At 64.1% G+C, this 14,391-nt stretch carries 8 protein-coding genes and 1 pseudogene; 5 read left to right on the plus strand and 4 right to left on the minus strand.

Annotated features, from left to right (window positions below):
* The first annotated feature begins 256 nt into the window (after positions 1-256).
* Positions 257-3,136, plus strand: a complete 2,880-nt coding sequence (locus ACTJLC_RS31095; RefSeq protein ID WP_310136264.1) for a valine--tRNA ligase — start codon at positions 257-259, stop codon at positions 3,134-3,136.
* Between the two features lie 70 nt (positions 3,137-3,206).
* Complete coding sequence (galU, locus tag ACTJLC_RS31100; RefSeq protein WP_073432963.1) at positions 3,207-4,088, plus strand: UTP--glucose-1-phosphate uridylyltransferase GalU; 882 nt, start codon at positions 3,207-3,209, stop codon at positions 4,086-4,088.
* A gap of 128 nt (positions 4,089-4,216) precedes the next feature.
* On the opposite strand, the gene ACTJLC_RS31105 is transcribed toward galU, so the two are convergent.
* Together ACTJLC_RS31105 and ACTJLC_RS31110 are read right to left on the minus strand one after the other, a co-directional pair.
* Positions 4,217-4,444, minus strand: a complete 228-nt coding sequence (locus ACTJLC_RS31105) for a sulfurtransferase TusA family protein (RefSeq protein WP_027776570.1) — start codon at positions 4,442-4,444, stop codon at positions 4,217-4,219.
* 400 nt (positions 4,445-4,844) lie between these two features.
* Positions 4,845-5,015 (minus strand): annotated as a pseudogene (locus ACTJLC_RS31110) (helix-turn-helix domain-containing protein); the annotation flags it as partial.
* 280 nt (positions 5,016-5,295) lie between these two features.
* Between ACTJLC_RS31110 and ACTJLC_RS31115 the strand changes: the two are divergent.
* Positions 5,296-7,647 (plus strand): UvrD-helicase domain-containing protein, encoded by a 2,352-nt coding sequence (locus ACTJLC_RS31115; RefSeq protein ID WP_073432920.1) that lies wholly within the window; start codon positions 5,296-5,298, stop codon positions 7,645-7,647.
* Positions 7,644-8,462: a 5'-methylthioadenosine/adenosylhomocysteine nucleosidase gene (locus tag ACTJLC_RS31120; protein ID WP_310136266.1), complete on the plus strand. Its 819-nt coding sequence runs from the start codon at positions 7,644-7,646 to the stop codon at positions 8,460-8,462. Before ACTJLC_RS31115 ends, ACTJLC_RS31120 begins: the two co-directional genes overlap by 4 nt.
* Positions 8,463-8,485: 23 nt before the next feature.
* On the opposite strand, the gene ACTJLC_RS31125 is transcribed toward ACTJLC_RS31120, so the two are convergent.
* Positions 8,486-10,390 (minus strand): propionate--CoA ligase, encoded by a 1,905-nt coding sequence (locus tag ACTJLC_RS31125; RefSeq protein ID WP_073432918.1) that lies wholly within the window; start codon positions 10,388-10,390, stop codon positions 8,486-8,488.
* A 419-nt stretch (positions 10,391-10,809) separates the two neighbouring features.
* Positions 10,810-12,036 carry an MFS transporter gene (locus ACTJLC_RS31130; RefSeq protein ID WP_073432917.1) on the minus strand — a complete coding sequence of 409 codons (1,227 nt, stop codon included), beginning with the start codon at positions 12,034-12,036 and terminating at the stop codon, positions 10,810-10,812.
* 512 nt (positions 12,037-12,548) lie between these two features.
* Between ACTJLC_RS31130 and ACTJLC_RS31135 the strand changes: the two genes are divergently transcribed.
* Positions 12,549-14,225 carry a methyl-accepting chemotaxis protein gene (locus tag ACTJLC_RS31135; protein WP_073432916.1) on the plus strand — a complete coding sequence of 559 codons (1,677 nt, stop codon included), beginning with the start codon at positions 12,549-12,551 and terminating at the stop codon, positions 14,223-14,225.
* Positions 14,226-14,391: the final 166 nt, after the last annotated feature.

The following is a 14,391-nucleotide window of genomic DNA, read 5'->3' on the forward strand; positions in this document are numbered from 1 at the left end:
GCACGTTCGTCAACCATGTCTCCGGTCTGTACACGGCCGGCAAAGAGAAGTAGGTGCCGCCCCGCACAGGGGCAACGCTAATAGACCACTAACAAATCAAGCAAAGGCCAACAAAGCAAGCAAGGCCAACAAATCAAGCAAGGCCAACAAATCAACAACCACAACCATCAAACCCCGCCGAGCAGGCCAAAACCAAACCCCACCCGCAGCGCCGCTTATAATCGAACATTCTCCGCATCCACCAGCCGATCAACAAATGAGCGACACCCCGAGCGATACCACCTCCACGCTTGCCAAAAGCTTCGAGCCCCACACGATCGAAGCCCACTGGGGCCCCGAATGGGAAAAGCGCGCCTACGCCGCGCCCTCCTTCGACGCGAACAAAAAAGACTTTTCGATCCAGTTGCCGCCGCCGAACGTCACCGGCACGCTGCACATGGGCCATGCGTTCAACCAGACGATCATGGACGGCCTCACCCGCTACCACCGCATGCTCGGCGAGAACACGCTGTGGGTGCCCGGCACCGACCACGCGGGCATCGCCACGCAAATCGTCGTCGAACGGCAACTGGACGCTCAAGGCGTCTCGCGTCACGACCTCGGCCGCGAAAAATTCACCGAGCGCGTGTGGGCATGGAAGCAGGAATCCGGCTCGACCATCACGAATCAGGTGCGGCGTCTCGGCGCTTCCATCGACTGGTCGCGCGAATACTTCACGATGGACGACAAGATGTCGGCCGCCGTGCGCGACGTGTTCGTGCGCCTGTACGAACAAGGTTTGATCTATCGCGGCAAGCGCCTCGTGAACTGGGACCCGGTGCTGCTCACCGCCGTCTCCGACCTCGAAGTGGTCAGCGAGGAAGAGAACGGCCACCTGTGGCATATCCAGTATCCGCTCACCGACGGCTCGGGCCACCTGACGGTCGCCACCACGCGTCCGGAAACCATGCTCGGCGACACTGCGGTGATGGTGCATCCCGAAGACGAACGCTACGCGCAGTTGATCGGCAAGACGGTCACGCTGCCGCTTTCGGGCCGCGAAGTGCCGATCATCGCCGACGATTACGTGGACCGCGAATTCGGCACCGGCGTCGTAAAAGTCACGCCGGCGCACGATTTCAACGACTACCAGGTCGGCCTGCGCCACAAGCTGCCGCAAATCGAAATCCTCACGCTCGACGCGAAGATCAACGAGAACGCGCCGGAAAGATATCGCGGCATGGACCGCTTCGAGGCCCGCAAGCTCGTGGTGGCCGATCTCGAAGCGCTCGGCGCGCTCGAATCGGTCAAGCCGCACAAGCTGATGGTGCCGCGCGGCGACCGCACGGGGGTCGTGATCGAGCCGATGCTCACGGACCAATGGTTCGTCGCGATGAGCAAGCCGGCGCCGGAAGGCACCTTCAATCCCGGCAAGTCGATCGCGGAAACGGCGCTGGACGTGGTTCGCAGCGGCGAAATCAAATTCGTGCCGGAAAACTGGACCAGCACTTACTACCAGTGGCTGGAAAACATCCAGGACTGGTGCATCTCGCGTCAGCTCTGGTGGGGTCATCAGATTCCGGCGTGGTACGGTGAAAACGGCGAAATCTTCGTCGCGAAGACCGAGGAAGGCGCCCGCGAAAAGGCGGCGGAAGCCGGCTACACCGGTCCGTTGCGGCGCGATGAAGACGTGCTCGACACGTGGTTCTCGTCGGCGCTGGTGCCGTTCTCGTCGCTCGGCTGGCCCGCGGAGACGAAGGAGTTGAAGCACTTCATGCCTTCGTCGGTGCTCGTTACCGGTTTCGACATCATCTTCTTCTGGGTCGCGCGCATGGTCATGATGACCACGCATTTCACCGGGCGCGTGCCGTTCGAGACGGTCTACGTGCACGGTCTCGTGCGCGACGCCGAAGGCCAGAAAATGTCGAAGAGCAAGGGCAATACGCTCGACCCGATCGATATCGTCGACGGCATCGGCCTCGACGCGCTGGTCGCCAAACGCACCACCGGCCTGATGAATCCGAGGCAGGCCGCGTCGATCGAAAAGAAAACCCGCAAGGAATTCCCCGCGGGCATTCCGGCATTCGGCACCGACGCGCTGCGCTTCACGATGGCGTCGATGGCCACGCTCGGGCGCAACGTCAATTTCGACCTGGCACGCTGCGAGGGCTACCGCAACTTCTGCAACAAGCTGTGGAATGCCACCCGCTTCGTGCTGATGAACTGCGAAGGCCACGATTGCGGTTTCGGCAAGCCGGCGCAGTGCGGCGAATGCGGTCCGGAGGGCCACCTGAATTTCTCGGCGGCCGACCGCTGGATCGTCTCGCGCCTGCAACGCGTGGAAGCGGAAGTCGCGAAGGGTTTCGCCGACTATCGTTTCGACAATGTGGCCAACGCCCTATACAAGTTCGTATGGGATGAATACTGTGACTGGTACCTCGAACTCGCCAAGGTTCAGATCCAGACGGGTCAGCCGAACCAGCAGCGCGCCACGCGCCGCACGCTGCTGCGCGTGCTCGAGACGGTGTTGCGCCTCGCGCATCCGGTGATTCCGTTCATCACCGAGGCGTTGTGGCAGAAAGTCGCGCCGTTGGCCGGCCGTTACCCCGAAGGCAAAGCCGAGGGTGAAGCGTCGATCATGGTGCAGCCTTACCCCGTTGCGGAGCCATCGAAGATCGACGAAGACGCCGAGCAATGGGCGGCCGACCTGAAGGCCGTGATCGATGCGTGCCGGAACCTGCGCGGCGAAATGAATCTGTCGCCGGCGGTCAAGGTGCCGTTGCTCGCGACCGGCAACGCGGAGCGTCTGCGCACGTTTGCGCCGTACGCCCAGGCGTTGGCTCGCTTATCGGAAGTGCAGATCATCGCCGACGAGGCAGCGCTCGATGCACAAGCGGATGGCGCGCCAATTGCTATCGTAGGCAGTGACAAGCTGGTGCTGAAGGTGGAGATCGACGTGGCCGTCGAGCGCGAGCGCTTGTCCAAGGAGATCGCGCGGTTGAGCACGGAAATCGTCAAGTGCAACGCCAAATTGCAGAACGAGAGCTTCGTGGCGAAGGCGCCGCCGGCAGTCGTCGAGCAGGAGCAAAAAAGGCTGGCGGAATTCGAAGCCACGGTCGGCAAGCTGAAAGCGCAGTTCGCGCGCTTGCCGGCCTGATCGAGGCTCGTGCCCGCCCCTCGTGCGGCGGGTACGGACTCATAGCAAACCAGAGGACTAGGGTAATCACATGCTAAAAGTTACAAAGGCGGTATTTCCGGTGGCAGGTCTCGGCACCCGGTTCCTCCCTGCCACGAAGGCGAGCCCGAAAGAGATGCTGCCGATCGTCGACAAGCCGCTGATCCAATACGCGGTGGAAGAGGCGATGGCGGCCGGCATCACCGAAATGATCTTCGTGACGGGCCGCAGCAAGCGCGCGATCGAGGACCATTTCGATAAGTCGTATGAAATCGAAGCCGAACTGCAGGCGCGCGGCAAGGACAAGCTGCTCGAACTGGTGCGCAGCATCAAGCCGAGCCACGTCGACTGTTTCTACGTGCGCCAGCCGGAAGCGTTGGGCCTCGGCCACGCGGTGCTGTGCGCGGAAAAACTGGTGGGCGACAACCCCTTCGCCGTGATTCTCGCGGACGATTTGCTGTACGGCACGCCGCCCGTGATGACGCAAATGATCGAGGTGTTCGACCACTATCACAGCTCGGTGATCGGCGTCGAAGAGATTCCCGCGCAGGAAACCAAGTCGTACGGCATTGTCGACGGCAAGGAGTGGGAAGACTCGATCATCAAGATGTCGGGCATCGTCGAAAAGCCGGAGCCGAACGTGGCGCCGTCGAATCTCGGCGTGGTGGGCCGCTACGTGCTCAAGCCGCGGATTTTCGATCACATCCGCGCGCTCAAGCCGGGCGCCGGCGGCGAATTGCAGCTGACGGACGCGATTCAGTCGCTGCTCGCCGATGAGCAGGTGCTGGCGTACAAGTATCACGGCACGCGTTTCGACTGCGGCAGCAAGCTGGGTTATCTGAAGGCGACAGTGGAGTTCGCGCTGCGTCACCCGGAAGTAGCCGCCGATTTCGAGGAATATCTGCGCACGCGTTCGCCGGTGCTCGAAGGCTGAACGCGCAGTTGCGTTCCTGGCGCCCGGTTATTTATTGGTCTTGCAGGGCATGAAAAAGGCGCTGTGACCCGCATTTGCGGGCACAGCGCCTTTTGTTTTGGGTGCGAGCGTTCGGGAGCGCGCGTGAATCAGCGGCGCTTCATCAGAAACGTGAAGACCTTGTCGTGCGCTGAGCTTTCGACGATTTCATTGCCGGTTTGCTTCGCGAACGCGGCGAAATCGCGCTGCGAGCCGGGATCGGTGGCCAGCACCTTGAGAATCTGGCCGCTTTCCATGTCGGCGAGCGCCTTCTTGGCGCGCAAGATGGGCAGCGGGCACATCAGCCCGCGCGCATCGACTTCCTTGTGGATCTGAATTTGCATCGACGATGACCTTCGGGATGGGGGCGCCGGTTGCGGCGCCGGGCAGAGGGTCAAATTCTACCGCAGGGAGTTGTTTGGTGTTTTGGCCTGCTCGGCGGGTTTGGTTTGGTTGGTCTTAGTGGTCTATTGGCGTTGCCCCTGTGCGGGGCGGCACCTACTTTCTTTGCCGCCGCAAAGAAAGTAGGCAAAGAAAGCGGCTCACACCGCCAGCTTTCAAGCGGGTCTCCTGGCTTGGAGGGCGCAGTGGTGCGATAAACGGATGATCCCTCGCACAGCCAGCGTCAGTGACCAGGCCGTCATCAGCTCCCACTCCGCACTGCGTGCGTCGCGGATGGGTCTGCCAAGGAAGACAGCGGTAATTTTTTGCGCCGTGGGGGCCGCCGTCGGCCTCGCCTCGTCCTTGCCGATCCGCCAGCGCGTCCTCGCCACGTTTGAGCCATTTGTAGCCGGTCTGCCGGCTGATGTTAAAGCGCTCGCACAGTTCGGTGATCGTGAGCGTGTGCTGACCGGCCAGATGAACAAATTCCTGTCTGAGGCTCATGGTGTCTCTTGCGTTCCAGGGCATGGTCGGGACCGGGCGTTTTCCGTACCCGGAAGTGTCAACCATGTCCTCGCACACCTGTCAGCCATGTCTCCGGTCCGTACACGGCGGCAAAGAAAGTAGGTGCCGCCCCGCACAGGGGCAACACTAATAGACCACTAACAAATCAAGAAAAGGCCAAAAAGCAAGACGAACCAAACCAAAAAGCAAAAACCAACCAAACCAAAACCCCGCCGAGCAGGCCAAAAATCCCACTCCCCGCAGGGGCATATAATGACGAACGAACCGCCGTCCCTCCAGAAAAATGCCCGATCTGCTAGCTAACCTAAACCCCGAACAACACGCCGCCGTCACGCTCCCCAATGAGCCGGCGCTCATTCTCGCCGGCGCGGGCAGCGGCAAAACCCGCGTTCTGATCACCCGCATCGCGTGGCTCATCCAGCATGGGCTGGCCTCGCCCGCCACGATCCTGGCGGTGACCTTCACCAACAAGGCCGCGCGCGAAATGATGTCGCGTCTTTCGGCGCTCCTGCCGATCGACACGCGCGGCATGTGGATCGGGACCTTCCACGGCCTGTGCAACCGCATGCTGCGCGCGCATCATCGCGACGCGGGTCTGCCGGCCACGTTCCAGATTCTCGACACCGCCGACCAGCTCTCCGCGATCAAGCGTCTGATGAAGGGCCTCAACATCGACGACGAAAAGTACCCGGCGAAAAATCTCCAGTACTTCATCAACAACGCGAAGGAACAAGGCCTGCGCCCGAAGGACGTCGACGCCACCGACAACTTCAACCGCAAGTTCGTCGAACTGTACGAAGCCTACGACCAGCAGTGCCAGCGCGAAGGCGTGGTCGATTTTCCGGAACTGCTGCTGCGCTGTCATGAACTGCTCGCGCACAATCCGCCGCTGCGCGCCCACTATCAGGCGCGCTTCAGGCACATTCTGGTGGACGAGTTCCAGGACACCAACAAGCTGCAATACGCGTGGCTGAAGCTGCTGGCGGGCCAGGCCAACTCGATCTTCGCGGTGGGCGACGACGACCAGTCGATCTACGCGTTCCGCGGCGCGAACGTCGGCAACATGCGCGACTTCGAGCACGAGTTCAACGTGCGGCATCTCATCAAGCTGGAGCAGAACTACCGCTCGCACGGCCATATTCTCGACGCCGCCAATCAGTTGATCGCCAACAACTCGCGGCGGCTGGGCAAGAATCTGCGCACGGACGCCGGCCACGGCGAACCGGTGCGCGTGTACGAATCCGCCACCGACACGCAGGAAGCCGGCTGGATCGTCGAGGAAATCAAGGCGCTGATCAGCACCGGCACGTCGCGCAGCGAGATCGCGATCCTGTACCGCAGCAACGCGCAGTCGCGCACGATCGAACACACGCTGGTGAACGCGGGCATCGCGTATCGCGTGTACGGCGGCTTGCGCTTTTTCGAGCGCCAGGAAGTCAAGCACGCGCTGGCCTATCTGCGCCTGATCGACAATCCGAACGACGACACCGCGTTCGCGCGCGTCGTCAATTTCCCGACGCGCGGCATCGGCGCGCGCTCGATCGAACAACTCGCGGACGCGGCGCGCCTGTACAACTGCTCGATGGCCGCGGCGATTCCGTATGTCGCGGGCAAGGCGGGTTCGAGCCTCGCGGCGTTCGCCAATCTGATCGGCAGGATGCGCGCGGAAACCCAGCAGATGAGCTTGCCGGAAACCGTCGAGCACGTGGTCCGCACGAGCGGTCTCGCGGAGTTCTATCAGAACGAACGCGAAGGCCAGGACCGGCTGGAAAACTTGCAGGAACTGGTCAACGCGGCCGCCGCGTTCGTCAGCGAGGAAGGCTACGGCATGGATACGCCGGCGCGCTCGATTCCGCTGCGCCCCGGCGCGACCGCCGCGCCTGAACTGGCCGTCGCCACCGACGATCCGAATACGGTCGTGTTCGACGCGCCCGGCATCGCCGACCCGGCGCAAAACCCGGACACGATGACGCCGCTCGCCGGTTTCCTGTCGCACGCGTCGCTCGAAGCCGGCGACAACCAGGCGCAGGCCGGTCAGGAAGCGGTGCAACTGATGACGGTGCATGCGGCCAAGGGTCTGGAGTTCACGGCGGTGTTCATCACCGGTCTGGAAGAGGGCCTGTTTCCGCACGAGAACAGCGCGATGGAGTCGGACGGTCTGGAGGAGGAGCGGCGCTTGATGTACGTGGCGATCACGCGGGCGAAGGAGCGGCTGTATCTGTCGTTCGCGCAAAGCCGGATGCTGCACGGCCAGACGCGCTACAACATCCGTTCGCGTTTCTTCGACGAATTGCCGCAGGAAACGCTCAAGTGGCTCACGCCGAAAGTGGAGGCGGGCGCGCGCTGGGGCGGCCGCTCGGACAACGCCGGTTACGGGCGCGACTGGTTCGCGCGGCCGGGTTACACGGGCGCGGCTTCGTCCACGCCCGCGCCGCTGCCGGCCTTCGCCAACGAACAGCGCGCGGCGGAAACGGGTTTTCGCGTCGGTCAGCAGGTGTTCCACACCAAGTTCGGCGAAGGCACGATCACCGCGCTCGAAGGCGGCGGCACCGACGCGAAGGCGCAGGTCAAATTCAAGCGGCACGGCGAGAAGTGGCTGGCGCTCGCGGTCGCCAAATTGCAGGCGGTCGAATGAGCGCTGCTGGGGCGGCGGGCGGTGTCGATCCCGATCGCGGCGGCGCGAGCGCGTCGCATCGTCCGCTCGGCATTCTCGCCGCCTTGCCGCAGGAACTCGGCGATCTGATCGAGGCGATGCGGGCCGAATCCGGTCTGCGCACCATCACGCATGGTCAGCGTGACTATCACCTCGGCACCGTTCACGGTGCGCCGTGCGTGGTGACGCTGGCGCGCGTCGGCAAGGTCGCGGCGGCGGCGACCGTCAGCGCGCTGATTCATGCGTTCGACGTCGAGGCCGTCGTGTTCACGGGCGTCGCGGGCGGCGTGGGCAGCGAGGTGCGGATCGGCGATATCGTCGTCGCCAATGCGCTGCTGCAACACGATCTCGACGCGTCGCCGCTGTTTCCACGTTTTGAAGTGCCGCTGTTGGGCGTGTCGCGTTTTGCCGCCGATGTGGCGCTTGCCGATCAACTGGCCGCCGCGTGCGAGCGTTTCGTGGCCGAAGCGGGCGCGGCGTCCGCAGCGCGATTTGGCACGCGCGAGCCGCGCGTGCATCGCGGGCTGATTATCAGCGGCGATCAGTTCATTGCCAGCGCGTTGGGCGTCGAAGCCTTGCGCGCGGCCTTGCCGGACGCGCTTGCCGTCGAGATGGAAGGCGCGGCGATCGCGCAGGTGTGTCACGAGTACGGTGTGCCGTGCGCCGTCGTGCGCACGATCTCGGACACCGCCGACGATCACGCGCCGGAGTCGTTCGTATCGTTTCTCACCGAGATCGCCGGAGCTTATTCGAATGCGATTCTGGCGCGGTTTCTGGCGGCGCGTAGCGCGGGTTGAGTCGCCGCGGGTTGGGTCGTCGGTTACGTCTGATCGGATTTCCCCAGCGCGTCGCGCACCTGCTGCAACGCCGCCGGATCTTCGATAGTCGGCAAATCGCCCGGCTCACGTCCCTCGGCCAGCGCCGCGATCGCGCGGCGCAGCAGCTTGCCCGAGCGGGTCTTCGGCAGCATCGACACCACCACCACCCGCGCCGGCCGCGCAATCGCGCCGAGCTGGCGATCGACCGTCGCGATGAGTTCGGCTTCCAGCTTCGTGCGCGCCTTGTCGTTCGCGTGGGCTTGCGCGTCGCGCAGCACCACGAAGGCCAGCGCCGCCTGACCCTTCAACGCGTCCGTCACGCCGACCACCGCGACTTCCGCAACTGCCGCGTGGCTCGACAACGCTTCCTCGATTTCGCGCGTGCCGAGCCGGTGGCCGGCGACGTTGATCACGTCGTCGGTGCGGCCGAGGATCGTCACGTAACCGTCCTCGTCCTGAATGCCCCAGTCGAAGGTGGAATACACCTGTTGATTCGGAACGCTCGACCAGTAGGTGCTCACGAAGCGCTTGTCGTCGCCCCATACGGTCGACATGCAGCCGGGCGGCAGCGGATAGCCCAGCGTGAGCACGCCCTTTTCGCCGGGCGCGCAAGGCTCGCCGGTCAGTTCATTGCGCAACTTCAGATCGAAGCCCGCCGACGGCACGCCGGGCGAACCGAGCCTGGTCGGCAGCGCCTCGACGCCGCGCGGAATCGCCAATATCGGCCAGCCGGTTTCGGTCTGCCAGTAGTTGTCGATCACCGGCTTGCCGAGCGCATCGGCGATCCATGCGGCGGTCGGTTCGTCGAGCGGCTCGCCCGCGAGGAACAGCGTGCGCAGGCTCGACAGATCGGCTTTCCTCAACAGCGCCGGGTCCTGCTTTTTCAGCACGCGCAACGCGGTCGGCGCGGTGAACATCAGATTGATCTTGTGCTGTTCGACGAGGCGCCACCAGATGCCGCCGTCAGGACGAATCGGCGTGCCTTCGTACATCACGGTGGTCAGGCCTGCGAGCAACGGCGCGTAGACGATGTAGCTATGGCCGACCACCCAGCCCACGTCCGACGCGGTGAACATCGTGTCGCCGGGCCGGCCCTCGAAGATATGTTCCATCGATGCCGCCAGCGCCACCGCATAGCCGCCCACGTCGCGTTGCACGCCCTTCGGCTTGCCGGTCGTGCCCGACGTGTAGAGCACATACGAAGGCTCGTTCGATTCGAGCCATTCGCACGGCACGTGGGCGTCGAAGAACTTCCCGCGCAGCGGTTCGTAGGCAACCAGATAGTTCGCGTTCAGGCGCTCGGGCGCGAGTTGCCGGTCGATCAGCAGCACGTGCGGGGTCTTGTGGGCCGCGCGCGCGAGCGCTTCGTCCACCAGCGGCGTGTAGTCGATCACCTTGCCGCCGCGCGCGCCGGCGTCGGCGGTGACGATCAGCGCGGGTTTCGCGTCGTCGATGCGGGCGGCGAGGTTCGGCGCCGCGAAGCCGCCGAACACCACCGAGTGAATCGCGCCCAGCCGCGCGCAGGCGAGCATCGCGAAGAGCGCTTCGGGAATCATCGGCAGATAGAGCAGCACGACATCGCCGCGCTTCACGCCGAGCGAGCGCATGACCGCCGCCATCCGGTTGATTTCCGCGTGGAGCTCGGCGTAGGTGTAGCGCCGCTCGATGCCGGTTTCCGTCGATACATAAATCAGCGCGTTCTGCTGCGCGCGCTCGGCGAGATGCCGGTCCACCGCGTTATGGCACAGGTTCGTGCGCCCGCCGACGAACCAGCGGGCGAACGGCGGATTCGAGCGGTCGAGCACGCTGTCGAACGGCGTCTCCCAGTGAATCCGCCGCGCTTCGTCGCGCCAGAATGCCTCGGGGTTCTCGATCGAACGGCGGTGGAAGTCGCGGTAGGTGGTCATCTGCGGCGATCCTTCTGCTGCGTGAATGGACGGACGTCGAGTCGGCATGCGGCCGTATTGCCGAATGTGGCGCGGCGCGAGTGCAAGGCGTGTGTGTCCACGCAAGCATAGGGTACGCCCGGCACGGCGGACAACGCGGGTTCACCATGAGCGAGACGCGGGCCATGATGATTGCGTCGAACCGAGCCGCGAGCCGCGAGCCGCGAGCTGTGAACCGCGAGCTGTGAGCCGCGAGCACCGAGCCGCGAGGCGCGAGCCGTAAGTCGCGAGCCGCGAGCCGTGAGCCGTGAGCACCGAGCACCGAGCACCGAGCACCGAGCACCAAGGCGAGCGCCGCAAGACCCGCCGCGCCACCCGCCAGCACCAAAGAAAAAGGCGCCGCAGCGCCTTTTCCTCATGCACCCCCCGAAAACAAACGCTCACGCCTTCGCGCGCTTGCCTTCGACGTCCGGCAGAAACACCGTCAGCACGCCGATCAGCGGCAGGAACGAGCACACCTTGTACACGTAGGTGATGCTGGTGGCATCGGCTAATTGCCCGAGCACCGCCGCGCCGATCCCGCCCATGCCGAACGCAAAACCGAAGAACAGCCCCGCGACCATGCCCACCTTGCCGGGGATCAACTCCTGCGCGTAGACCAGAATCGCCGAGAACGCCGAGGCCAGCACCACACCGATGATCACCGTCAACACGCCGGTCCAGAACAGGTTCGCGTACGGCAGCAGCAGCGTGAACGGCGCGACGCCGAGAATCGACACCCAGATCACGTACTTGCGGCCGATCCGGTCGCCGATCGGCCCGCCGATCACCGTGCCCGCCGCGACCGCCGCGAGGAACACGAACAGGTGGACCTGCGCGGCCTGCACCGGCAAATGGAACCTGTCGATCAGATAAAAGGTGAAGTAGCTGTTGATGCTGGCGAGATAGAAGTACTTCGAGAACACCAGCAAGATCAGCACGCCCATCGCGAACATGACCTTGTTGCGCGACAGCGTGGCGTGAGCGGTCTGGCCGCGCGCCTTCTTCACCGACGGATGCTGCTTGTACCAGCGGCCGATCTGCGTCAGCACCACGATCGCGACGAGCGCGGCGACCGAGAACCACGCGATGCTGCGCTGCCCGTGCGGAATCACGATCAACGCGGCGAGCAGCGGCCCGAGCGACGAACCCGCGTTGCCGCCCACCTGGAACAGCGACTGCGCGAGACCATGACGGCCACCCGAAGCCATGCGCGCCACCCTCGACGATTCGGGATGGAACACCGACGAACCGCAGCCGACCAGCGCCGCGGCCACCAGCAGCACGCCGAAATTGGGCGCGACCGACATCAGCAGCAGGCCCGCGAGCGTGAAACCCATGCCGACCGGCAGCGAGTACGGCTTCGGATGCTTGTCGGTATAGATGCCGACGAGCGGTTGCAGCAGCGACGCGGTGATCTGGTAAGTCAGCGTAATCAGGCCGATCTGCCCGAACGACAGCGCAAAGTTGTCTTTCAGCATCGGGTAGATCGCGAGGATCAACGACTGGATCATGTCGTTGAGCAGATGCGAAAAACTGATCGCGCCCAGCACGGAATACACCGTGCGTTGCACTTTGGCGGGCGCTTGCGCGCCGGCGAGGGCGCTTTTGTCGAGGCTCGTTTCCATACGTGAGTTCAGAAAAGAAAGGGTGGCGGCCACGTTGCAACGCCGCGATGCCTGGGAGCGGGGCGTCGCGGCATATCGACGCGGCCTTTGGCGTTGCGAGCTAATTGCCGAAGTTTAATGTGGCTTGAGTGAATTGTAAGGACAAGCTTTGTCGAGAATCGGACATGCGCAACCCTAAAGAGCATCGAAAAAGGCGCCCAGACGCGAGCGGGCCGCACCGCCGCGGTGCTCGCCGCGAATCGGCTGCCATGACCGTTCGGGTGTGGCAAGTGGCCGGATAAATGCGCTCGGAGTGCGCTTGGAGCGATTTTTGGCCGTGTATAAAACGGTCGCGGTCGCGTCGCTCATCCAGGCGGCGCGCTGAAACCGGGCGACACGCAAGCGGCTTTTTCTCGACGCGACGCTAAAGATCGCGGAGGTTGATGCCGTAGACCCGGAGAGATAAGCAGCAATGAAGCAGCCCTGCCGGAATCGACCTTTCCGGCAGTCCGAACTCGTGGGGACGGGAAAATATGAAAGTCATTTCGCCAGGCGGCCAGACGGGCGCGGGGTTCGTACCGGATGCACAAGCGGCTGGCAAGTCGCCGTCGCGTGGACAGGGCGGCCGCTCGCGCGCCGTGCGGTTCAAGGGCTTGCCGGTGAGGATAATGCTGCGCCTCGCGTTCGCGGTGCTGCTGATCGGCACGCTGCTGATCGGCGTGTTCTCGCTCACGCAGATCAGCCGCCTGAATGCCTCCACGCAATCGATCTACGACCAGGGCCACGTCGCCAGCCGCGCGGCCGAGGAAGCGCGCGGCTACATGCTGCGCGCGAGCCGCGCGCAAAAAACGCTGCTGACCGCGACCACCGCGAAGGAACGCGACGAACTGGGCGCCGACATCGACAAGGGCCTTGCCGGCCTCGGCGCGCAACTGGGCACGCTGCAGCAGTACGTCGATTCATCCGACGCGAAGGCGGTCGATCAGCAGAAGAAATTCGCCGCCGCCGTCGCGATATGGAGCGGCCACCTGCGCGACTTCGTGACGCTCGTGAAGGCGCAGCCGCTCGATCTGTCGCAGATGAACTGGCAGGTCGGCACGCAGGACGTTTCCCTGCTGGTCGAGACCGGCAAGCTCGAAAAGCTCGTCGACGAACTCGTCGCGCAGCGCGGCACGGCCGCGAAGGCGACCATCGACGCGTCGGGCTTCATCTATCACTCGTCGTTCGTGATGATCGCGGTGATGACGCTCGGGCTGATCGTGCTGGCGTTCGGCATCAGCGAATGGGTGGTGCGACGCCTTGCCCGTCAACTCGGCGGCGAACCCGCGTATGCGAAGGAAATCGCCAGCCGGATCGCGGCGGGCGATCTGACGAACCGGATCGCGCTCGGCCGCAACGACAGGTCGAGCATGTTGTACGCGCTGCACGACATGCAAGGCGGTCTCGCGACGACGGTCTCCGACATTGCCGCGAGCGCGGACGCGATCGCGACCGCCTCGGGCGAGATTTCGATGGGCAATCAGGACCTCTCGCAACGTACCGAACAGCAGGCGATGGCGCTCGAGCGCACCGCGAGCAGCATGGAGCAGTTGACGTCGACCGTGCGTCAGAACGCCGACAACGCGAAGCAGGCGAGCACGCTCGCCAACAACGCGTCGGAGATCGCGGAGAAGGGCGGCGAGGTGGTGAGCCGCGTGGTCGCGACGATGAACGAGATCAACGACAGCGCGCGCAGTATCGGCGACATCATCGGCGTGATCGAGGGCATTGCGTTCCAGACCAACATTCTGGCCTTGAACGCGGCGGTCGAGGCCGCGCGGGCGGGCGAGGAAGGGCGCGGGTTTTCGGTGGTCGCCGCGGAAGTGCGCAACCTGGCGCAGCGCAGCGCGGCGGCCGCGAAGGAGATCAAGGGGTTGATCGGTGCTTCCGTCGAGCGGGTGAGCAATGGCTCGACCCTGGCGCAGGACGCCGGGCAGACGATGGACGAAGTCGTCAAGGCCGTGAAGCGGGTTACGGACATCATGGGCGAGATTTCGGCGGCGTCGTCGGAGCAGAGCGCCGGGATCGAGGAGATCAACCTCGCGGTGACGCAGATGGATTCGGGCACGCAGCAGAATGCCGCGCTCGTTGAACAGGCGACGGCCGCTGCGCGGTCGCTGGATGATCAGGCGCGGGGGTTGAAGGAGATGGTGGGGAAGTTTAGGTTGTGATTGTGTTTTTGGGTTTTTTGCCTGCGCGGCGCTGTTGGTGGTGGTTGTTGCTTTGTTGGCCTTTGCTTGATTTGTTAGTGGTCTATTAGCGTTGCCCCTGTGCGGGGCGGCACCTACTTCTCTTTGCCGGCCGTGTACAGACCGGAGACATGGTTGACGAACGTGC

It is taken from the genome of Paraburkholderia sp. 22099 (genome assembly GCF_052045835.1).
GTDB lineage: Bacteria > Pseudomonadota > Gammaproteobacteria > Burkholderiales > Burkholderiaceae > Paraburkholderia > Paraburkholderia terricola.